The sequence below is a fragment of the Microbaculum mangrovi genome (genome assembly GCF_051390635.1).
Classification (GTDB): domain Bacteria; phylum Pseudomonadota; class Alphaproteobacteria; order Rhizobiales; family Tepidamorphaceae; genus Microbaculum.
On the sequence record NZ_JBPODT010000002.1, the window covers coordinates 43,623 to 65,251 of the forward strand.

Here is a 21,629-nt window from a genome sequence, read left to right on the forward strand (position 1 = left end):
CGCGATCGCGCCGCGTCGATTGCCCGGCGGAGGGTTTCGGAAATGGCGGGGGACCACCGTCTTGCGGACGGGGCGGACGCTGCCCAAATAGCCGGTCGTCGTTCCCGCCCGAAAGCCCTCCATGCCGTCCTTGAAGTCCATCATTGAATCGCGCCGCTTCGAAGTGGTGATCACCGTCCTCATCATCGTCAACGCGATTACGATCGGCCTGGAGACCGTGCCTGTCGCCATGGAGCGGGCCGGCGATCTGCTCGTGTTTCTCGATCGGGCTGTCCTGAGCGTGTTCGTCGTCGAGCTGCTCGCCCGCTTCGCCGTCTACCGGGCCGGTTTCTTCCGCGATCCCTGGCGCATCTTCGATCTCGTCGTGGTGGGGCTTTCGCTGGTGCCCGCCACCGCCGGCCTGTCGGTGTTCCGCGCCCTGCGCATCCTGCGTGTCCTGCGCCTGATCGTCGTCGTGCCGTCGCTGCGCCGCGTCGTCGGCGGCCTCGTCGGCGCCCTGCCGGGCATGGGCTCGATCATGGCGCTGCTGGCGCTGATCTTCTACGTCTTCGCGGTGATCGCCACCAAGCTCTACGGTCCCTCGTTTCCCGATTGGTTCGGGACCATCCCGGCGTCGGCCTATTCGCTGTTCCAGATCATGACGCTGGAGAGCTGGTCGATGGGCATCGTCCGCCCGGTCATGGAAGTCTATCCGATGGCCTGGGCGTTCTTCTTGCCGTTCATCATCTGCACCACCTTCACCGTGCTCAACCTGTTCATCGGCATCATCGTCTCGGCCATGCAGGCCGAGCACGAGGCCGAGGCGGTCGCCTCGCGCGCCGAACTGCAGAACGAGCAGGAGGTGATCATCGCCGAGCTGCGCGCCATGCGTGCCGAAATCGCCGAACTGGCGGGGAAAGCCGGCGCCGGCCGCTGAGCCGGCCGGCTACGGGCCTGAAACACACCGCTTACAACTGCAACAATTTTCTCGGCCGCGGACGTCATCCGGAAAAAGGCGGTCCCTAGAAAGGCCGCCGAGATGCACGGCATCGCAAGCGACGCCGCGGAGATACCCGCGAAGATGCACCCAGTGATGTCCCCGGTGATGCCGTTGCCTCGCTGAACCTTGAAAGGAGACTACGATGACGACCGCCGAATATTTCGGACTGGCACGGCCGCAGAGCCCAAGCCTCTTCGGCGCCGGTCAGTTCGTCCATTCCACGTTTGCCATGGTCCGCCGCTGGTGCCGCATGCGCCAGGCGCTCGTCGAGCTGAGAGAGCTCGACGACCGCATGCTGACCGATATCGGCCTGTGCCGCTCGACGCTGTATGCCACCGCGCGCGAGGTGCACGGTTTCAAGGATCGCGGTCATGGCGGCTTCTGACCTTCCGGTCCGGCCGCGGGCCGGCGGGCGCCCCGTCGTTCTCGTCCACGGCTCGCTGTCGTCGGGCGGTATGTGGAAGGGCGTCCGCCGCGCGCTCGCCGACCGGTTCGCCGTGCTGACGCCGGATCTGACCGGCTACGGCGCGCGTCCGGCCTGGACCGGGGACCGCCCGTTCCGCCTCGCCGATGACGTCGACGTGCTGGCCGGCGCGGTAGCCGGTCTCGAGGCGCCCTTCGATCTCGTCGGCCATTCCTACGGCGGCCTGGTCGCCCTGCGCTTCGCCTGGGAGCACCGCTCGCGCGTACGCAGCCTGATGCTGTTCGAGCCGACGCTGTTCCGCATCCTGAAGGACCCCGAGATCGGCACGCCCGAGGCCTGGGCCGAGATCGACGCGATCGCGCGCGTCGTCGCAGATGGTGCCAGGGCGAACACGTCGGAAACCGCCATGCACCGCTTCGTCGACTACTGGAACGGCGCCGGCGCCTGGCAGGCCCTGCCGGAGGATCGCCGGCGCGCCTTCGCCGCGCAAGCCGCGACCGTGTCCCGCAATTTCATCGCCGGCGCCGCAGACGACATGCCGCTGCGCGCGCTGCGCCAATTCGATATCCCGACCTTCGTCGTCGCCGGGGCGAATTCGACCGGCGCCGCGCTGGCAACGTCATGGACGCTCGCCGCGCAGCTTCCCGTGGTCGACCACGTCACCGTCGCCGGCGCCGGCCACATGATGCCGGTCACCCATGGCACGGAAAGCCTGAAGCTGATCGACCGCTGGCTCGACAAGCCGCGGTCGCCATTTCGGGTTCCGATGGGGGCACCGATTCACGCTGCCGCCTGAAAGGACTGACGGTCGAGCCGGGTCCGCTCCCGAAAGTCCCTGTCGTGCCCGTCACCGCTCCCTTGGAACGCGGGCACGCGACCTGAGCCCCGGATCGTCAGGATCCGGGGCTCTTTCGTGCTAGAATTCCGCCGTTCCGGCCCCGTTCGCTCCGGGCCCATTCATCTGGGGGGCGTCCACGGACATTGCGAACCCGGTCCGGCGCGGTAGAACCGTGATCCCATAGGAAGGACAGGACCATGCCCGAACCTCTCGTGCTGATCGCCGGCGGCGGTATCGGCGGGCTCGCCGCCGCCCTGACGTTCCATCAGATCGGCGTGCCCTGCGTCGTGTTCGAGAGCGTGCGGGAGCTGCGTCCGCTCGGCGTCGGCATCAATCTGCAGCCCAACGCCGTGCGCGAGCTCTACGATCTCGGCATCGGCGCGGAGGATCTCGACCGCGTCGGCCTGCCGGCGAAGGAATGGGCGATGGTCGGCCTCAACGGCAACGACATCTATGCCGAGCCCAGGGGACTGCTCGCCGGCTACAACTGGCCGCAATACGCCGTTCACCGCGGTCTGTTCCACGTGCTGCTGCATGAGGCGGTGCGCGCGCGCATCGGTCCGCATGCCGTGCGGCTCGGCGAGCGCGTGACCGGATACGAGACCAACGCCGACGGCACCGTCACGGCGATCGTCGAGCGCGCCGACGGGACCGTCGCCCGCCACGCCGGAACGCTGCTCATCGGCGCCGACGGCATCCATTCGGCGGTGCGCGCGCAGATGCACCCCGATCAGCCGCCGATCCACTGGGGCGGCGCCATCATGTGGCGCGGCACGACGCGGGCCAAGCCGATCCGGACGGGCTCGTCCTTCGTCGGGCTGGGCACCCACAGGCAGCGCATGGTGATCTACCCGATCTCGCACCCCGATCCGGACACCGGGCTCGCCACCATCAACTGGATCGCCGAGGTCACCGTCGACAACTCGCATGGCTGGCAGTCGAGCGGCTGGTTCAAGCAGGTCGATATCGACGCCTTCATCCACCACTTCGAGGATTGGCGCTACGACTGGCTCGACGTGCCCGCGCTGCTGCGGGCCGCCGACATCGTCTACGAGAACCCGATGATCGACCGCGATCCCGTCGCCACCTGGCGCGATGGCGCCGTCGCGCTGATGGGCGATGCCGCCCATGCCATGTACCCGACGGGATCGAACGGGGCGAGCCAGGCGATCGTCGACGCGCGCGTGCTTGGCGCCTGCATGGTAGAGCAGGGCGTCACGCCGGACGCGCTGCAGGCCTATGACGACCGGTTGTGCGGGCCGATCTCGGACGTGGTCCTGCGCAACCGCGGGGCCGGCCCCTTCGGACTCCTCAACATCGTCAACGAGCGGTGCGGTGGTGAATTCGATGCGATCGACGACGTCATTCCGCCGCGCGAACGTGCTGAATACGTGGCCGGCTACAAGGCCGCCGCGGGCTTCGCCATGGAGAAGCTGAACGCCGCCCCGCCCACCATCGCGCCGGGCGCGCGGGCACGCGCGGAATCTCCTGCCTGACGGCCGGACGGCCGGCCGTCGTGCGGCCGGCCCCGCTATCAGGTAGGCTGCGCCATCAGGTGCGGCGCGTCAGCGAGAACTGCCCGCCGTCGGTGCGCGCGCAGGCCAGGTTGTCCGGCGTCACCAGGTTGCAGTTGACGATGGTGGTGGTGTCGCGCAGTGCCGAGCGCATGGTGATCTGCACAGTCCGCCCGTCGACCATCCGATAGGTTCCGTCGGACACCGTTTCGCCGGTCGCCAGCACCGTGGTCTGGAAACGCCCGGCGCCGAATCGCGTGGCGGTCAGTCCGTCGGCACTCGTCCAGTTGCCGTCGATGGCGCCGCCGCTCAGGCTTCTCCCCGAGCTGCCGTTGCAGCCGGCGACACCGAGCCCAGCCACGATGATGGCGGCGGTTGTCCAGAAAGTTCGCGTATTGCGCATGCCGTGATCTCCTCGTCTCTGACCCGTTTTACAGAGATTCTTGAGATTTGCGGAGTGTGGCAAGAGTTTGATCGTGTCATGCGGCGTGGGCCCGCGCCTCCGACCACGACCGCAGGCGCGGCCGTACGGAGAATGACGTCATTTCGTCGCCGCGATAAGGGGGGCGACCGTGTCGACGCCGAGCGTGACGGTGCTGAGTTCTCCGAACGGTACCAGGAGGTCGAAGGGAAACTTGACCGAGATCTTCATGTACGGGCTGCCGGATATCTGGGCATTGGCGACGGCGACCTGAAGATCGTCCGGTCCGTAGGTGCTCAGGTCCGCGGCGAGCAGGGACGCGATCTGCGACGAGCTCTTCTTCGGATCGATGTTGAGCACGCGGACCACCTTGCTAAGCGCATGGCTCATCTCGTTGCGCGCCTGCAGGGCGCGGCCGTATTCGATGGAGGCGCCGACGACCATGATGAGCAGCGGGAACACGAACGCGAACTCGATCGCCGCCACGCCCCTGCGATCGCGCAGGAACAGTGAGGTCAGCCGGCGTGCAACGCCGCGCTTCGCCGCCGGGCTGGTGCTAGCGGAGCTGGACATGGGTCTTCGATTCCAGTGTCAGGGCCGGCAGCATCAGGCCGCTATAGGCTTCGGTTGCACTGATATTGATGAACACGGAGGGGGGCACCTCCGGCGCGCACCAGCTGGTGCAGCTCGCGGCCGCGCTTCCGCAGGTGCAGGTCTTGCCGACGGCGACGGAAATCGCCTCGGAACCGTTGGCCGACGCCAGCACGACGCCCTTGATCGCTTCGAGATCGGAGACGTTCGACATTGCCGCCTGGACACCGGCGCGGACGTTGCGGTCGAGCTCCATGCGGGCTTCGACGGCAAGCCCGATATCGGCCATCAGCACGACGCCGATGATCAGCGGAGGGGCGAACAACCCCATTTCGACGGCCGCGACACCGCTTTCGCATTTCAGGAATGAAACCAGCTTGCGGAAGATGGACATTGGGTTGGCTCCGGAACGCTGCCGCTACTCGACCAGGATGACGAGCTGTTCTTTCTGGATCTGCCGGATCGACTTGCCGACACAGTTGGTGCCGAGCCCGGCCGTGCCGATCACGGTGATGGTGGAGGCGACGATCTGGCTGCAGCCACCACTGCTCATGCTGTTCCCGGCCCATTGAAGGTGGGCATTGGGCGCATAGAAGGCCCCGTCGAAGAACGACGACGAGTCGCCGTTGATCATGTGATCCGAATTCGGATCGTCGGGATCGACGAACAGCAGGATGCCTTCATAGGGGCCGCTCGTCGCGGCTGTGAGTTCGATATGCGCGCCGCCGGCGAAACCGACGGTCGCGCCGCCCGTCAGGTAGAACATGACGCCGGATCCCTGGACGTTGGCCGTGGAGTTGATCTTCAACTCACCGCCATTGACCACGTAGACGCCCGGATCGAGCTTGACGTTGCGGCGCATGTACAGCCCGCCGCAATAGGTCGCCGGCCCGATCGTGTGGTTTGTCCCGGGGGAACCGCCGAAATCGTTCTGTGGCGCGCAGCTGCTGTCGACCGGCGGCTTGGGGGTGTCCGCATAGGGATCTTCCACCGTGTCGGCGTTCTCGACGGCCGAGGTGCACTCGGTCATGTTAAGGCCCGGGGAGGCTGCGACATTCCCGACCGCGGTGACGCACGGGGTCTCGACCCTCGCTGTGCCGCTGACTCGCACGGCATCATTCGCCAGCGAATTGGCGTGCACGTTGCAGCCGCTGAGGACCGCATCCGCGGTTCCGTTGAAGTCGACCGCGGCGGAGGCGGTCTTGCTGAGCGCCAGCAGGCAGGTCGGCTCGGTCGGCGTCACGCGGGCCACGGCCCGCCCCGACAGGGGTACGTCGCCGCTCAGGAAGAGCGAGGACAGGAGGCGCGGCACGTTTTCCTGGATGACGACCTCGACGGCATTGCCGTCGCCGGCAAAGCCACCCGCGGTCGGCGGGTTCTTGGTCGCGAGCGTGCCGATGGTCGCGTCATAGCCCGTCTCCGCGGCCGCCGCCATGGCGGCGGCGTCGATGACCGTCCTCGCCATGCCGTTGCGCAGCTCTACCGCGCCGGCATAGGCGGCGACGTCGGCGGAGTTCTGGATTTTGCGCTGGTTGAAGTACCAGTAGCCGGCTTCGGCGCCCAATCCAATCCCGCCGATCACGACAGGCATCAGCACGGCCACCAGGATCGCCACGGAACCGGACTGGTCGCCCGGAAACTTCTTGCACGCCAGACTCATCGCTGCTCTCCCCAGCAAGGGAACTTCGTGTGCGTTAAGAATCGGGGAGACATCTAAAAAGCGAGTGAAGTCGACTAATAAAATTTTCCCTATCTTTAGTCTTGATTTGGGACGCTTTGTCAGGATCCCGCAGGGTGTTGATATATATGGGAAATTTCGGAACGGATGTATGCTCTAGAGCTGCCGTCTTCATACGAATTCAGGTCTCGGAAACGATCATTTCGGGACTGCCCTAGGGTTAATACCCGTCATGCCCTAGCGTCAGGAATGGCGTCAAAGAATGCTAACTTACGACGGCGCGCGCGGACGTGAGCACGATCCGGAGTGCTCTGCGCGATCCGGCGCCGCCATCCCCCGGTCTGCGCCTGATCTGCCCGTGATCCAAAGGTGAGGTTTCGTCACTCGCCTTCACGCCCCGTTTCCCCGATAGTGCCGCGTCGGGAGAGGTGTCATGCGAATAGGGGTTCGGCTGGCGCTGACGGCCTTCGTGCTGGTCTCGATCGCGGTCACCGCCGCGATCGTGCACCTGTTGTGGTGGCGCACGGCGCGGGACAATTCGCGCGAGCTGGCCGCCACCATCAACGCCCAGATCGTCCAGGCCGTCGAGGCCGAGATCCAGGATGTCGCCACCCAGGGCCGCTCCGCCTACTGGGCGATCCGGACCCTGTTCCAGAACAACGTGCTGGAGACGCGCGAGGCGGACAAGCGCGAATTCGTGTTCCTGGCGCAATTGCAGGCCCAGCCCTCGGTCTCCTGGATCGCGCTCGGCTGGCCGGACGGCGATTTCTTCGCCGCCCACAAGTTGGGTGACGAGAAGCTGGAGATGATGGAGATCGGTATCGTCGACGGCGCGCGCACCCGCCGCGTCGACCGCTATCAGGTCTTCCCCAACGACATCGAGTTCCGCGAGCGCTTCTTCGAGCCCTCCGACTTCCTCTCGACGGATCAGCCGTGGTTTTCGACCACCATCGACCGCGAGGGGCCGCACTGGGTCGACGTCGTCGACCATCCCACCGGTCCGCGCCCCGCGCTCGTCTTCGCCGGTCCCGTCGTCGTCTATTCCAGGACCGTGGCCGTGCTCGCAGTCATGATCGAGCACGACCGCCTGTCGCGCTTCCTGTCGGGCCTCACCGTCGGAAAGAGCGGGGCCGCCTTCATCCTGGCGCCGGACGGGCGGCCGATCGCCGTGCCCGACCCGGAGGCCGACGAGCTGATGGGGACGCGGTTCGACATCCGCCCGCGGATGCTCGCCGTCGCCGAACACGCGATCCACGAGGCCATGGCGCCCGACGCCACCCGCATGAAGGCGGCGCGCGAGATGCGCCTCGTCGGCGCGGACGGCGAGGCCTACGGGGTGACGCTGACGCCGCTCGCCTATGCCGGCTGGACGCTGGCGACCGTGATCCCGGAATCCGAGTTCCTCGGCGAGATCGACCGCACCACGCAGCGCCTCGCCGTCGGCGTTCTGGCGCTGGTGATCGTCGCCGCCCTGCTGTCGGCCTGGCTCGGCCGGCGCCTGCTGGCCAAGCCGCTCGGCACCGTCGCCGGCGAGCTCGACCATATCGAGCGCTTCGACCTGGAGGCGGTCCGCTACCATCCTTCGCGGCTGACCGAGCTCGACGAGCTCAGCGGCACGATCTCGCGTATGGCCGGGGGGCTCGCCGCCTTCCGCAAGTATCTGCCCGCGGATCTGGTGCGCATCCTCGTCTCCGAGGGCATCGAGGCCCGGCCCGGCGGCGACCGCCGCGAGCTCACCGTCCTGTTCGCCGACGTCGCCGGCTTCACCGGCCTGTCGGAGCGCATGGGCGAGGACGTGGTGCCGCTGCTCGGCCGCTATCTCGACCTGATGTCGAACACGGTGCAGGCGGAATCCGGCACCGTCGACAAGTTCATCGGCGACGCGGTGATGGCCTTCTGGGGCGCGCCATACGAGATCCCCGACCACGCCGCCGCCGCCTGCCGCGCCGCGGTGCGGGCCGTGCGGGCGATCGAGGGCGCGGGTCTCGCCGACGATCGCGGCGCGCCGATCCGCATCCGCGTCGGCATCAATTCCGGCCCGGTGCTCGTCGGCAATATCGGCTCGCGCACCCGCCTCAACTACACCGTCATCGGCGACGCGGTGAACGTGGCGAGCCGGCTCGAGGGCGCCAACAAGGCCTATGGCTCGTCGATCATCATCGGCGAGCGGACGCGCGAACTGGCGGGCGATGCGATCCTGACGCGCAGGCTCGACAAGGTCGCCGTCTACGGCCGCGCCGGCGGCACCGCGATCTACGAGCTGATCGGCCTTGCCGGCGAGGCGCCGCCGCCCTGGGTCGCGCCCTACGAGGAGGGGCTCGCCAGCTATGCCTGGGGCGATTTCTCCACCGCCATCACCCATTTCGGCCAGGCCGACCGGCTGCGCCCGGGCGGCGACGCGCCGTCGCGGATGCTGATCGCCCGCTGCCGCGGCTTCCTCGCCGATCCGCCGCCCGCCAACTGGGACGGCACCACCGCGCTGCTGTCTAAGTAGCACCGCCCCCTGGACCTGCAGGGCGGTCTTATGCGACGAGGAAGGGCCGGACGATGATGGCGAGGCCGGCGAGCGTCAGCGCCGCGCCGGTGGCCGCGGTCAGCCAGCGCCGGCCGCCGGCGAACTTCTCCACGCCCACATAGACGGCGATGCCGGCGATCCAGATCAGGTTCATGATGCCGCCGACGAACAACAGCGCCATCAGGAACCAGCAGCAGCCCAGGCAGTAGCCGCCGTGCTCCAGCCCCATGCGGAAGGCGCCGCCGGGGCCGGCCCGCCAGTGCTCGGCGATGAACATCAGCGGGTTGCGGCAGTGTCTCAGGCAGGCCTGTTTCAGGGGCGTGAGCTGATAGAGCCCGGCTGCGACCAGCAGCAGGCCGGCGATGAGCGGGCTTGCGATCTCCATCATGCCGGTGACGACGCCGATGCTCTCCAGCGCCCATTGCAGGCCGGTCGCAATCAGGCTGAACGCGGCCCACATCGCCAGATAGCCGGCGACGAACAGGGCCGAGGCGACAAGCGGCCGCCCGCCCGATCGCCCGCCAGTTCCCTGTGCGCCCGAAACCTGTGCGCCCAATGCCTGCCCGCCGGGGGCCTGCCCGCCGGGGGCCTGCCCACTGGTGGCCTGCCTGCGCGCGATCGCGGTGTAAAGCAGCACCGTCGGCGCCGCGCTCGGCACCATCATGGCGACCATCATCACCCACCACATCAGGAAGACCAGCGCCGCGTAGCCGGCCGACCACGCCGCCGGCTGCATCGCCATGCCGGGCATGGCGATCGCCATCTTCGTCATGGTCAGCGCCGACATGCCCATGCCGATGCCGGCGACCGTATAGGCCGCGGCGAGCGCGACCACCAGCGACAGGCCGGCGATCACCACCAACCGGTCGCGTTTCAGGACGGATTCAAGCGCTAGCGTCGCCGTCATCGCACGGCTCCGGGCGCTTGCGGGCCCCACGGTCGTTGGGATCCCTCTCGTGGGACCGATGATCGTGGGGCCGGCGGTCTGGGGGCCAGCAAATGCGAGGGCGCAGAACCGGCCGGAGAACCGGCGGCCGTCACGCCGCCCAGGCGAACGGCGCGAAGTGGCCGTTGCGGGTGGTGGGCCCGCTGGCGTCCCACGTGATGCCGAAGGCGTCGAAATGGCTGCGCGTCGCCTTGGCCAGCGCCAGCTTGGAGTTGGCCGGATGGGCGGTGTTGTCGAGGTAGATCGGCGCGCCGTCCTCCGCCTGGCTGGGGATGCCGACGACGGCCTGGTCGATCAGGTCGCCGGCCTTCACCGCGCGTGTCATGCCGTCCATCTCGAAGGTGATCGGCCGCCGGTCCACGCCGGCGAACTCGCCGACCAGCGGCGCCAGCACGGCCATCGGCCCGCCGGCCGCGCCCGAGGCGATTTCGCCGATCGCCTCCACCTGCTGGTCGGTGGCCTTTTCGTCGACGATCAGGCCGACCTTCATGTTGCCCTCCGCCATGGCGCCGGGGGAGTGGAGCAGCACGATGAACGACACGCCGTCCAGCGGCACGTCGCCCATGTGGCCCTTGTCGATGCGCATGGCGATGGCCGCCTTGCAGTCGCCTTCGCTCGGCACGGCTTCCATGTTGGTGCCGATGCAGGGGCAGATGAACGCGCAGTTGCACGTTTCCATGTACTCCCCTTCGATTTTCCAGGCCGCCATATCTCCCTCCTTCTGTTTAATTAGCCGCATTATAGGTCAGGTTTCCCCGCCATGCCAGCGCCCCCGCGCCAGTCTCGCCAAGCGCTTGCCACGCGAAGAGCCCGGCCGCCGATGCCCGGATGCTGCGGCCCGAGATCGCCGGGTCGCGCCCGGCGATGACGCCGAGGGTGGCAGGGCGGTGACAGGAGGTCGGATGGGCGGGGCAGGCGGTAGTGGGGCGAAAGACACGGGGACGTGAGCGGCGTCGTCCCTTCCCCCGCCATGCCCGGGATTTTCCTGTCTACGTCATGCCCGGGCGTGACCCGGGCATGACGTGCTATCCGGCACGGCGGCGGCGCGCGGGGGAGATTTCCGGGTCACGCCCGGCGATGACGCGGAGGGAGCAAGGCCGTGACAGGAGGTCGGATGGGCGGGGCAGGCGGTAGTGGGGCGAAAGACACCTGCACGTGAGCAGAGTCGTCCCTCTCCCACGTTATGCCCGGGCGTGACCCGGGCATCTCGTGCCGTATCCCTCGGTCTACGTCTGGATCTCCTCCCAGAGGTCCCGCCAGTCCGGATTGACGCTTTCGATCAACGCCACCTTCCATTGCCGCGACCAGTGTTTGAGGTTCTTCTCGCGTTGAATGGCGTGGGCGATGGTCGGATGCGGTTCGGCCAGGACGAGGCGTTTCAACTGGTATCGTTTGGAGAACCCGGGCACGAGACCGTTTCGATGCTCGACGGTGCGGCGGATAATATCGTTGGTGACGCCGACATAGAGCACGCCGCGCGGTTTGTTGGTGAGGATGTAGACCCAGCCGCCCATGCCCAGATGGTGCGGCCCGAGATCGCCGGGTCAAGCCCGGCGATGACGTGGAGGGGGAAACCGTGCCCCCATTTGCACGTCGTGCCACCCTCTTTGCGGCATGCCCGGGCTTCGCTTCTCCCACGTCATGCCCTGGATTTTCTTTTCTACGTCATGCCCGGGCGTGACCCGGGCATCTCGTGCCGTCCGGCACGGCGGTGGCACGCGGGGAGAGCGTCGGGCAGCACCTGGCGATGACGTGGCGCGTGGCAGGGCGGTGACAAGAGGCCGGACAGGCCGGGGGACAGGGCCTTGCGGCCCGTGACGGACGCGTGCCCCGGACCTGATCCGGGGCCCAAGCGGCGGTGCCGCGTAATCGGCGCTCCGTCTCCGACACGCCGGTCTCGCCGAGCGCTTGTCACGCGAAGCGCCCGACCGCCCATGTCCAGATGGTGCGGCCCGAGATCGCCGGGTCAAGCCCGGCGATGACGTAGGGATTTTTGACGTCATGCCCGGGCGTGACCCGGGCATCTTCTGCCGTCCGGCACCCGCGGTTCGGCTCGCGCCGATAGAGCGGCCCCTCACTCCTTCTTCAGCAAGTTCTGCAGCAGCTGCTTGGCCGCCTCTTCCGGGTCCATTTCCTCGGTCTGGTCGGCCTGATCCGCGTTCTTCTTCTTTCGCCGCTTCTTGGTGTCGCCGTCGGGTTCGTTGGCCGGCTCGTCGGCGGTCTCTTTGGCGGCGGCGTCGGCCTTGGCCTTCTTGCCGCCCTTCTTGTCCTGGGCCGCCGGCGCGTCCTTGCCTTTGGGCTGCTGCTTGCCCTCGGCCTTGCCCTTGGGCTGGGCCTGCGGCTTAGCCTGCGGCTTCGCCGCCGGTTGTCCGCCGGTGGCCTGGCTGCCTGATCCGCCGCCCAGAAGCTGCTCCAGGCCCTTGAGCGCGCCGCCCTTCAGCGCCTCCTCGTCGATCTTGCCGTCCTTGAGGATGTCGCCGATGTCGACGCCGGTCTCCTCCTTGATCTTGTCGGCGACGCCGCCGAGGGCGTCGTCCTTGCCGCCCAGCGCCCCGGCGCCCAGCGCCCCCGCGCCGGGCAGGTTGAACAGCCCGCCGCCGAGCTTCTGCAACTGCTGGTAGGCGGCCTGCGGGTTCTGCAGGATGCCGGCGATGTCGGGATAGATCTTCGGGCTCGCCCACGGGCCGGCGACGATGACCGGCACGCCGAGGCCCTCCAGGTCGGACTTGCCGCCCTGGCCCTCGAGGCTGGCCACCACCTTCGGGTCGACCTTGAGGTCGAGCGACTGGGCCGGCATGTCGACGGTGCCGGCGCCGCTCACGCGCACCAGCGGGCCGTAAAGATGCAGGTCGTCGGTCCTGGCCTTGCCGTCGGTGACGGCGAAGCTCGCGCCCAGCGAGGCGAAGTCGGTCTTCTCGGCCTCGCCCGAGCCCCAGCCCGACAGGACGCCGGAGGTGAGGTTGCGCGCCATCTTGGCGACATTGATGCCGCGGACCGCACCGTTCTTGAACTCGAAGCTCGCGGTGCCGTTCAGCGCCGAGACGATCTCGCGCTGGCTCTGGCCGCGCGCGGTCAGGTCGATGGCGATCGCCGCGGTGCCCTCGATGCGCGAGAAGCCGGCGGCGTCCCGCAGGAAGGGGAAGGCATCGAGGCCGGACAGCGAGAATTTGAAGCCCTGCGTCGGCGTCTGGCCCGAGGCGTCGACCTGCAGCGTGCCGGTGCCCGCCCCCTTGTAGAGCTTCAGGTTGGACAACTGCGCGTCGAGCTTGCCGCCGGAAATCTTCGCCGAGATCGCCACCGGCCCGGTCTTGATCCGCTTGTAGACCAGCCGCTTCACCGACAGCGCCAGGTCGGCGTCGAGCGCGTTCAGCGCCGAGAAGTCGATGCGATCGGTGCTCCAGCCCGCCGGGCCGCCCGCGGCCGGTTGTCCCGCCGCCTCACGTCCGGCCTCGCCCAGATACGGATTGACGTTCAGCGTCTCCAGATCGAGCTTGGCGGTCACCGACGGCTTCGCCCCGAGCGTCACCTTGCCCGAGCCGGTGCCTTGCGTGTCGTCGAGGCGGATCAGCGTGTCCTCGAAGGCGATGGCGGTCTCGGAAACGGCCAGCCGGCCGTCGACGGAGAACGCCTCGAAGCCGGATTGCCAGGCCGGCTCCTGGCCGAGCCAGCGCATCAGCCCGGTGAGCGAGGCGGTTTCCAGCGACACCCGGCCGTCGGCGGCGCCGGCCGCCGAGACCTTGCCGTTGAAGCCCGCCGAGACGCGCTGGGAGCGCGCCTGCGCCTGCACGCCGGAGGACTGGCCCGCAAGGATGCCGCGCACGTCTGCGGTGGCCGACAGGTCGAAGCGCTCGCCGTTCCACACCGCCGAGCCGGCGACGCTGACCGGCTTGATCAGGTCCTCGAACTTGGCCGTCGCGTTGATGTCGGTGATCCGCTCGGTACCCTGCTTGCCGGTCGCACCGGACAGGGCGGCGATGGTCGCCGAACCGTTCTGCAGCGACAGCGAGCCGGACGCGTTGATGCGCGCCTTCAGCTCCGCCGGCGTGCGCCCGGCGGTGGCGAAGACGATGTCGGCGCCCGCCGTGCCCGAGACCGGCACCGCGCTCTCGCCGGCGAGCCGGCTCGCCTCGCCCAGATCCACGCCGGTGATGCGCAGCTTGCCGCTGACATAGGGGCTCTCGCGCGTCGCATCGAGCGACAAGGAGGCCATGCCCGAGGCGCTGCCCACCCCGATCAGGTCGGCGACCAGGTTGGCCTGGCCCTCGCCGACATGCAGGTTGGCGACCAGCGGGGTGATGGCGATGCCCGACACCACCACCTTGGAGACGGACACGTCGACGTCCGCGACCGTGGTCTCGAGGGCGGAGAAGTCGATCGGCTGGTCGGAGGTGTCGGGGGAGGGGGCGGCGGCCTGTCCCTCGCTCGCTCCGCCCGTCGCCAGCAGCGCGTCCAGGTCCACGACCTCGCCGTTCAGCGACGCCCGGATGCGGGTGACCGGCTGGCTCATGTCGACCCGAATTTCGCCGCCGAAGGCGCTGTCGCCGGCGCGCGCCTCGAACGGCTCCAGCGCGAAGGCGTCGCCGGTGTAGAGAGCCCGACCCGAAACCGACAGATCCGACGCCAGAGCCGACGGATAGCCGACCGAAATGGCGACCGGGGCGACCTCGCCCTGCAGGAACGGCCCGAACCGGCCGATCTCGCCAGCAAGCGAGATCGGGTTGCCGTCGAAAACCGCTTTCAGATCAAGGGTCAGGGGCGCGTCGAAGTCGGCCAGCGAGGCCGTCAGGTTGAGCGCGGAGACCTGCCTGCCATCGGCCAGCTGCACCGTGCCGTCCTCGATGCTCAGCCGGTCGAGCGACAGGCTTTTCAGCGCCTCGGCGGGAGAGTCGGACCCGCCGGAAGTGTCTGATCCCGCGGCACTTTCCCGTGACTCCGCCTGCGGCACGGTGATCACCGGGCCAACCAGCGCGATCTCGGTCATCCGTACCTTGCCGGACAGCAGCGACGACAGGGCGAGCCCGAAGCGCAGCTCGTCGGCGACCGCAACATCTTGATATTGCTCGCCGATCCGCTGCGCGACGGAAACCTCGCCGGCCACCAGGTCGAGCGAGGGGAACACCGAGATATCGATGTCGCCGGCCACGCGGATGCGGTATCCCGTCGCCGATTCCACCTGATCGAACAAGGTGTTACGGACGTTCTCGGCCGATATGAACAGCGGCGCGATCAGGATCGCTACGACGCCGATAATGATGAGAGCGGCAATTCCCCACAGCGCGCGTCGCAACGAACACCTCCAATACGCCAACGATTCGAATTGGTTAATGAAACTAGACCAGAATCCTAAAAAAAGATGACCGCGTGAGGGCAGGGGCGCATATCCGCGCCGTGCGCCGCGCCGGACGCTGCGATGGTGGTCGTGCCGGTTCTGTCCGCGTCCGTCATTCGTCTGCATTGTCCGGCGCGTATGCATCCTGTATACAAAGACAAAACGCGAGGATTTCTGGGAGGAATCCGGTGCTTGCGCGTATCCGCCTGACACGGGCGCGCCGATGACGGCGATGCCCGACAAGGAGGTCGACCGCTCGCTGTCGCAGACGGTGAAGGCGCAGCTTGCCCTCCGCGACCTGATCCTGTCCGGTGAGCTCGAGCCGGGCGAGCGCATCTCCGAACTCTCCATGGTCGACCGGCTGGGGGTCTCGCGCACGCCGGTCCGCATGGCGCTGGTCAGGCTCGAGGAGGAGGGGCTCCTGGAAGCCATCCCGTCCGGCGGGTTCTCCGTTAAGTCCTTTACCGAACGCGATGTTTTCGAGGCCATCGAGATCCGCGGCACGCTTGAGGGGCTTGCCGCCCGCCTCGCCGCCGAACGTGGCCCCTCGGCCAGTGATCTCGTCTCGGTCCGCGATTGTCTCGGCGAACTGGACGCGGTGGTCGAGCGCCATCTGGCCGGCGGCGGTCGCTTCGCCGACTACATCGCCCTCAATGCCCGCTTCCACCGGATGCTGACCGATCTGGCCGGCAGTCATGTCGTCGAGCGCCAGATCGAACGCGTCGTGACGCTGCCGTTCGCCTCGCCGAGCGCCTTCGTGCTGATCCAGGAAGACGTGCCCGAGGCGCGCACGGTGCTGACCGTTGCCCAGGACCACCACCGGTGTGTTGTCGACGCGATCGAGGCGCGCGAAGGGGCGCGCGCCGAGGCGATCATGCGCGAGCACGCCCGCCTGGCCAGCCGCAACCTGCGCTATGCGCTCCGGAACCGGGAGGCCTTCGACCGTATCCCGGGCGCGGCGCTGCTGCGCCGGCGCGGACGGACCTGACATCCAGCCGACAGACAAGCCAGCCAACAGATAAGAAATCACCCAAGGAGGAACCCCCATGCAGAGAACCATCCCGCCCTTCCGCGCCGATCATGTCGGCTCGATCCTGCGCACAGCGCCGTTGAAGGAGGCCCGTGCCAGGCACGAGGCCGGCGAGATTTCCGACGCGAACCTGAAAGCGGTAGAGGACTCGGAAATTCGGAAGATCATCGCCAAGCAGGAAGAGGTCGGCCTGCTGCTCGCCACCGACGGCGAGTTCCGCCGCTCCTGGTGGCACTTCGATTTCCTCGCGATGCTGGACGGTGTCGAGCTGGTGGCCGGCGAGAAGTCGATCCAGTTCCACGGCATCCAGACCAAGGCGCGCAGCCTCAACATCACCGGCAAGGTCGGCTACGCGACCCATCCGATGATCGAGCACTTCACGTTCCTGAAGGAAAACACCAGGGTCACGCCGAAGATGACGATCCCGTCGCCGTCGGTGCTGCATTTCCGCATGGGGCGCAACGCGATTTCCAAGGACATCTATCCGGATCTCGATGCCTTCTTCGCCGATACGGCGGTCGCATATCGCAAGGCGGTCGCGGATTTCGCCGCCGCCGGCTGCCGCTACCTCCAGCTCGACGACACGGTCTGGGCCTACCTGTGTTCGGAAGAGCAGCGCGAGCAGGCCCGCCAGCGCGGCGACGACCCGGCCGCGCTGCCGAAGATCTACGCCGAGATGATCAACTACGCGGTCGCCGAGCGTCCCTCGGACATGGTGATCACCATGCATGTCTGCCGCGGCAACTTCCGCTCGAGCTGGATCTCCGAGGGCGGCTACGAGCCGGTCGCCGAAGTGATGTTCAACGACGTCGCGATCGATGGCTACTTTCTGGAATACGACACCGACCGCGCCGGCGGCTTCGAGCCGCTGCGGTTCGTGCCGAAGGGCGACAAGCAGATCGTGCTCGGCCTGATCACCTCGAAGAGCGGCACGCTGGAGAAACCGGAGGATGTGAAGCGCCGCATCGAGGAGGCGACCCAGTATGTCGACCTCGAGCAGTGCTGCCTGTCTCCGCAGTGCGGCTTCGCCTCGACGGAGGAGGGCAACGTTCTCACCGAGGACCAGCAATGGGCGAAGCTCAAGGAGATCGTCGAGATTTCCAGGGAAGTCTGGGGGTAGGAGCGGCGCCGGTCTTTTCAGGGCTGGCCCTTCCCGGCCAACCCTTCCGGGCAGGTGCTGTCCGCTAACCCCCGGCGGGCGGCTTCAGGCGGCCGTATTTCGCCATCACCGCCTTCAATGCCTCGGTGTCGATGCCGGCGCAGACCTTGCCTTCCGGCTTCACGGTGGCAACGTCCTCGCCCTGGACGATGGCGTTGATGACGCTTTCGTCCACCGCCTCGACGGCGGCCTGGTAAAGCGGATCGAGCATGTCCCAGTTGAGGCTGCGACGCGTGATCACCGGTCCGGCATATACGGAATCGACCATGTCGTCGGCGACCGAGAAGGCGAGGAAGATGTCGCCGGAACTGTTGCCGCCGGCAGTCCCCGAGCGGCCGATGCCGAGCGCGGCGCGCTTGGCGAGATTGCGCAGGAGAGCGTCAGAGAGCGGCGCGTCTGTCGCCAGGATGACGACAATGGATCCCGTTTCGGTCTCGCGCATCCGTCTTTCGGGCATTTCCTCGCCGACGGGCACGCCCAGCACCGTGAACCACGGCCGGATCCCGAAATTGGCCTGAACGAGCGCGGCGACCGTGTAGGTCTCGCCGCCGATGTCGACACGACGCGACGACGTGCCGGTACCGGCCTTGAATTCATAGGCGATCATGCCGTTGCCGCCGCCGACCGAGCCTTCCGCGACGACGCCGGACGTGGCGCCGTCGAGCGCGGCGATCGCATGCTCGGGCTTTACGTGCAGGGCGTTAATGTCGTTCAGGGTGCCGTCGTAGGTCTCCGCCACGATCGGCATCGCCCAGGCGTCGTCCTCGCGGAAATGCGCTTCGTAGGTGCGGATCATCCACTCCACGGCGCCGTGATGGCAGGCGCCGATGCCATGGGTGTTGGTGATCAGGATGGGGCCGAGGAAATAGCCGGCGTCGTTCACCCAGTGCACGCCGGTCATCTCGCCGTTGCCGTTGAATGCGTGGAACCCCGCCCACACGGGACGCGGCCTGTCCTTGTCCGGGCGTGGAACGACGGCGGTGACGCCGGTGCGCATGCGTTTCGCCGGATCGGTAAGCGTGGTGAACCCGACGCGGACACCGGGCACGTCGGTGATGGCGTTGATGGGGCCCGGTGTGCCCGGAAAGGGCAGACCGAGGTCGCGGGCGCGGGGCTTCGACATGGTGGTCTCGTGCGGAGGGTGGGGCCGGCGTTCGCCGGCCCGTCAGACCCGTGACTTGCGATAGGAATCCTTCAAGGCAATCAGCGGCCCGTCGAAGGTGAACAGGTCGCAGCCGTCGACCTCGACGCGCGTGCCGTCCGGTGCCGTGCCGACGAAGCGCCACTGCGAGAGGCCACGATCGCCGAAGACGTGGTGTCGGCCATTGGTCCATTGTGCGTCGGGAAAGCCCGCGAAGATCCCGGCATAGCCCTTCCGTACCGCTTCGCGGCCCTCGAAGACCGTGCCGTCCGCGTCGGGGCCGCCCGAGGCGTGAAACGCGCAATTCTGCGCCATGCAGGCCATCAGGCCGTCGACGTCGTGTGCGTTCCAGGCCTCGATGAACCGGTCCAGCGTCTCGAGCCGTTCCCGGTGACGCGCCGTGTCGGCCGCCGTTTTGCCCGAAGTGTCGCCCGGCGCCATCCCGATCACCCCGTAATTTCGACTTCGAGAAATCGCATCTCGCCGGACCCGTCATTGACCACGTTGTGCTCGACGCCGACCTTGCGCGCATAGGGAATGCCCTCGGTCAGTTCGGCCGTCGTGGCGTTCCCGTCCGGCATCTCGATCAGCAGGCGTCCGCTCACCAGCGGCACCACCACATAGTCGTGTTCGTGCCGGTGCCAGCCCGTTTCGGCACCCGGCTCGAAGGCCCATTCGGTGGCCTTCACCCGGCCGTCGTCGATACGCACGGTCGGCGTCGCCTTGGGTCTCTCGGTCATGTCGTCTTCCTCGATCGTTGCTTGCGGGAGGGGGCTAGTGGGTCAGGCCCGGTCCGCCGCCATTGAATGTCAGGCACATGAAATCATGGAACGCGCGGGCCGCCGGTGACAACTCCGCATCGCGTTTCCACGCAAGTCCCAAGTCCATGGAGGGGACGAGGTCATAGACATTGCGCGTTTCGATGCGCTGACCCTCCAGGGACCACGGCCGGTAGACCATGTCCGAGAGGATTGTGATGCCGGTGCCGTTGGCGACCATCGAGCGCACGGCTTCGACCGAGGACGTGCGGAAAATCGTCTTGGGACGAAAAGGTGTCTTCTCCCAATAGCGTTCGGCGGTCTGTTGGGCCTCGTCGACGGTCAGCATGACGTAGGGCTCCTGCGCCACATGCTCCAGCCGGATCTCCGGCATGCCCGCCATAGGGTGGTCGATCGGCAGCCACAGTCGCCGCCGCGAGCGGATCAACGTCTCGTGGTCGAGCGCCATCCGGTTTTCCAGGTTCGAGGTCAGGAGGACCGCGATATCGAGCCGGCCATCCATCAGCTCCTCCTCTATCGCCTCGCGCGGCGCCTCGCGCAGCTCGATGGTCGCCGCGGGATAGCTGCGCGAAAACCGCGCCTGGTGCTGCGGCATGAAGTAGCCGGCCACCGTATAGGTCACGCCTATGCGGATGGGACCCTGCGCCTTGGTGGTCGAAACGCTGGGGACGCGCAGCGCCTCGTCGACGGACGCGATGATGTTGCGAGCGTGCTGCAGGAACCGGCTGCCCTCGAAGGTCAGCGTAACGCCGTTGGGATGGCGGTCGAACAGGCGTGTGCCGAGGCGCAGCTCGAGTTGCTTGATCGCACCGGTTACCGCGGATTGCGAGACATTCAGCTCGACGGCGGCGCGCGAAACCTGGCCGGTCTCCGCAGCGCCGACGAAGTAGCGCAATTGGCGCAAGGAAAGGGTCATCCAGTCGCCCCCGACTCATCTCCAAAGTTGCACTTTTTCTGGCCTGCCCGAAAAAGCGGCATCGATATCGTGCAATGTATATCAGTTTTCGTGATACTGCAGCACAACATTTCCGATTTAACAATATCATGAACCTGCGCAAACATAGGCGTCGACCTTGCGGCTGCACCCTGCCGCACTATCCGGGTCCACTTGGGAGGTGTTCATGAACCGCTATCTTCAAGGTGCCGCAGTTGCGGCCATCCTCGTCGGGGTCGCTGGTGCGGCGTCGGCGGCCGACTGGTTCCCTTATCCGGTTGAATCATGGGATCCGCCCTTCGACATGGCGAGCCCGCGAACCTCGGTCGAATACGTGCCGCTCAACAAGGCAAGCAAACCCTGGGAGCTGTGCGTCTCATTCCCGCACATGAAGGATGCCTACTGGCTCGGCGTCGATTACGGCGTTTCCGAAGAAGCCAAGCGTCTCGGCGTCAAGATGCAGCTCGTCGAAGCGGGCGGCTACACCGAGCTGCAGAAGCAGGTCTCCCAGATCGAGGACTGCGTGGCCGCCGGCGCCGACGCCGTCATCATCGGCGCGATCTCCTTCGACGGCCTCAACAACCTGGTTTCCGAGATCCGCAAGAAAGACATTCCCGTGATCGACGTGATCAACGGCATGTCCTCGCCGGAACTGTCGGCCAAGTCGCTCGTCTCCTTCGGCGAGATGGGCGCCAAGGCCGGTCAGTTCCTGGCCGAGGCGCATCCCGCCGGCTCCGATACGGTAAAGGTCGGCTGGTTCCCCGGCCCGGCAGGCGCCGGCTGGGTGGAGGCCGGCAACACCGGCTTCATGGCCGCCGTGGACGGCAGTGCCGCCGAGGTCGTCGAGACCAAGTACGGCGACACCGGCAAGGAAGCCCAGTCCAAGCTGGTCGAGGATACCCTCGAGGCCCATCCCGACCTCGACTATATCGTCGGCACGGCTGTGACCGCCGAAGCCGCCGTTCCGATCCTGCGCGACCGCGGCCTGACCGATCAGGTCAAGGTGCTGTCCTACTACTTCACGCCCGGCGTCGATCAGGGCATCCGGCGAGGCCAGATCCTCGCCGCCCCGACCGACTCCACCGTGATCCAGGGACGTATCGCCGTCGATCAGGCGGTCCGCATCCTCGAAGGCAAGGACTACATGAAGCACGTCGGTCCGGCGCTCTATGTGGTCAGCCAGGACACGATCAAGGACTTCGATCCGTCCTCAACGCTCGCTCCGGACGGCTTCAAGCCGGTCTTCCGGGTCGAGTAGGTCGCGACCAGCCGCCGCGCACAGGGCCCGGTTCGCCATGAACACGGAAACACAGCGCGGCGGCCCCGCTACCGGGGCCGCCTCTTCCCCTGG

20 protein-coding genes are annotated in these 21,629 nt (G+C 67.3%); 8 read left to right on the plus strand and 12 right to left on the minus strand.

Annotation, left to right across the window (positions count from 1 at the left end):
• The first annotated feature begins 121 nt into the window (after positions 1-121).
• From ACSF9G_RS06635 to ACSF9G_RS06650, 4 genes are all read left to right on the plus strand, one after another.
• On the plus strand, positions 122-916 hold the full coding sequence (locus tag ACSF9G_RS06635; RefSeq protein WP_436639777.1) for an ion transporter: 795 nt from the start codon (positions 122-124) through the stop codon (positions 914-916).
• Between the two features lie 205 nt (positions 917-1,121).
• Positions 1,122-1,364, plus strand: a complete 243-nt coding sequence (locus ACSF9G_RS06640) for a DUF1127 domain-containing protein (RefSeq protein WP_436639779.1) — start codon at positions 1,122-1,124, stop codon at positions 1,362-1,364.
• Positions 1,351-2,199, plus strand: coding sequence for an alpha/beta fold hydrolase (locus ACSF9G_RS06645; RefSeq protein WP_436639781.1), 849 nt, complete (start codon positions 1,351-1,353; stop codon positions 2,197-2,199). The genes ACSF9G_RS06640 and ACSF9G_RS06645 overlap by 14 nt, the downstream gene beginning before the upstream one ends.
• Positions 2,200-2,438: 239 nt before the next feature.
• Positions 2,439-3,737 (plus strand): flavin-dependent oxidoreductase, encoded by a 1,299-nt coding sequence (locus ACSF9G_RS06650; protein ID WP_436639783.1) that lies wholly within the window; start codon positions 2,439-2,441, stop codon positions 3,735-3,737.
• A gap of 55 nt (positions 3,738-3,792) precedes the next feature.
• Here ACSF9G_RS06650 and ACSF9G_RS06655 read toward each other — a convergent pair whose 3' ends face one another.
• From ACSF9G_RS06655 to ACSF9G_RS06670, 4 genes are all read right to left on the minus strand, one after another.
• A complete protein-coding gene (locus ACSF9G_RS06655; RefSeq protein ID WP_436639785.1) occupies positions 3,793-4,158 on the minus strand; it encodes an Omp10 family outer membrane lipoprotein in 366 nt (121 codons plus the stop codon).
• A gap of 138 nt (positions 4,159-4,296) precedes the next feature.
• Positions 4,297-4,749 (minus strand): TadE/TadG family type IV pilus assembly protein, encoded by a 453-nt coding sequence (locus ACSF9G_RS06660; protein WP_436639787.1) that lies wholly within the window; start codon positions 4,747-4,749, stop codon positions 4,297-4,299.
• Positions 4,733-5,161 (minus strand): TadE/TadG family type IV pilus assembly protein, encoded by a 429-nt coding sequence (locus ACSF9G_RS06665; protein ID WP_436639789.1) that lies wholly within the window; start codon positions 5,159-5,161, stop codon positions 4,733-4,735. Before ACSF9G_RS06665 ends, ACSF9G_RS06660 begins: the two co-directional genes overlap by 17 nt.
• A gap of 24 nt (positions 5,162-5,185) precedes the next feature.
• Positions 5,186-6,427 (minus strand): pilus assembly protein TadG-related protein, encoded by a 1,242-nt coding sequence (locus tag ACSF9G_RS06670; protein ID WP_436639791.1) that lies wholly within the window; start codon positions 6,425-6,427, stop codon positions 5,186-5,188.
• A gap of 451 nt (positions 6,428-6,878) precedes the next feature.
• Here ACSF9G_RS06670 and ACSF9G_RS06675 point away from each other — a divergent pair, with 451 nt between their 5' ends.
• Complete coding sequence (locus tag ACSF9G_RS06675) at positions 6,879-8,939, plus strand: adenylate/guanylate cyclase domain-containing protein (protein ID WP_436639793.1); 2,061 nt, start codon at positions 6,879-6,881, stop codon at positions 8,937-8,939.
• Between the two features lie 28 nt (positions 8,940-8,967).
• Here the strand turns inward: ACSF9G_RS06675 and ACSF9G_RS06680 are convergent, their stop codons facing one another.
• From ACSF9G_RS06680 to ACSF9G_RS06695, 4 genes are all read right to left on the minus strand, one after another.
• A complete protein-coding gene (locus ACSF9G_RS06680; protein ID WP_436639795.1) occupies positions 8,968-9,867 on the minus strand; it encodes a DUF2182 domain-containing protein in 900 nt (299 codons plus the stop codon).
• A gap of 130 nt (positions 9,868-9,997) precedes the next feature.
• The gene (locus ACSF9G_RS06685) at positions 9,998-10,615 is read right to left on the minus strand and encodes a DUF1326 domain-containing protein (RefSeq protein WP_436639797.1); all 618 of its coding nucleotides are present in this window, start codon (positions 10,613-10,615) and stop codon (positions 9,998-10,000) included.
• A 517-nt stretch (positions 10,616-11,132) separates the two neighbouring features.
• Positions 11,133-11,420, minus strand: coding sequence for a GIY-YIG nuclease family protein (locus ACSF9G_RS06690; RefSeq protein WP_436639799.1), 288 nt, complete (start codon positions 11,418-11,420; stop codon positions 11,133-11,135).
• A gap of 560 nt (positions 11,421-11,980) precedes the next feature.
• Positions 11,981-15,193, minus strand: a complete 3,213-nt coding sequence (locus tag ACSF9G_RS06695) for an AsmA family protein (protein WP_436639801.1) — start codon at positions 15,191-15,193, stop codon at positions 11,981-11,983.
• A 274-nt stretch (positions 15,194-15,467) separates the two neighbouring features.
• Between ACSF9G_RS06695 and ACSF9G_RS06700 the strand changes: the two genes are divergently transcribed.
• Together ACSF9G_RS06700 and ACSF9G_RS06705 are read left to right on the plus strand one after the other, a co-directional pair.
• On the plus strand, positions 15,468-16,223 hold the full coding sequence (locus ACSF9G_RS06700) for a GntR family transcriptional regulator (RefSeq protein WP_261615008.1): 756 nt from the start codon (positions 15,468-15,470) through the stop codon (positions 16,221-16,223).
• Positions 16,224-16,281: 58 nt separating this feature from the next.
• Positions 16,282-17,385, plus strand: coding sequence for a 5-methyltetrahydropteroyltriglutamate--homocysteine S-methyltransferase (locus tag ACSF9G_RS06705; RefSeq protein WP_436639803.1), 1,104 nt, complete (start codon positions 16,282-16,284; stop codon positions 17,383-17,385).
• 64 nt (positions 17,386-17,449) lie between these two features.
• Here the strand turns inward: ACSF9G_RS06705 and ACSF9G_RS06710 are convergent, their stop codons facing one another.
• Genes ACSF9G_RS06710 through ACSF9G_RS06725 form a run of 4 tightly spaced genes read right to left on the minus strand, consistent with a single transcriptional unit; the run spans position 17,450 to position 20,260 of the window.
• Entirely contained in the window at positions 17,450-18,547 is a 1,098-nt protein-coding gene (locus tag ACSF9G_RS06710; RefSeq protein WP_436639805.1) for a DmpA family aminopeptidase, read from the minus strand.
• 42 nt (positions 18,548-18,589) lie between these two features.
• Positions 18,590-19,006, minus strand: coding sequence for a nuclear transport factor 2 family protein (locus tag ACSF9G_RS06715; protein WP_436639807.1), 417 nt, complete (start codon positions 19,004-19,006; stop codon positions 18,590-18,592).
• 5 nt (positions 19,007-19,011) lie between these two features.
• Positions 19,012-19,305 carry a cupin domain-containing protein gene (locus ACSF9G_RS06720; protein ID WP_436639808.1) on the minus strand — a complete coding sequence of 98 codons (294 nt, stop codon included), beginning with the start codon at positions 19,303-19,305 and terminating at the stop codon, positions 19,012-19,014.
• Positions 19,306-19,339: 34 nt separating this feature from the next.
• Entirely contained in the window at positions 19,340-20,260 is a 921-nt protein-coding gene (locus ACSF9G_RS06725) for a LysR family transcriptional regulator (RefSeq protein ID WP_436639809.1), read from the minus strand.
• A gap of 205 nt (positions 20,261-20,465) precedes the next feature.
• Here ACSF9G_RS06725 and torT point away from each other — a divergent pair, with 205 nt between their 5' ends.
• Complete coding sequence (gene torT, locus ACSF9G_RS06730; protein WP_436639810.1) at positions 20,466-21,536, plus strand: TMAO reductase system periplasmic protein TorT; 1,071 nt, start codon at positions 20,466-20,468, stop codon at positions 21,534-21,536.
• Positions 21,537-21,629 lie beyond the last annotated feature (93 nt).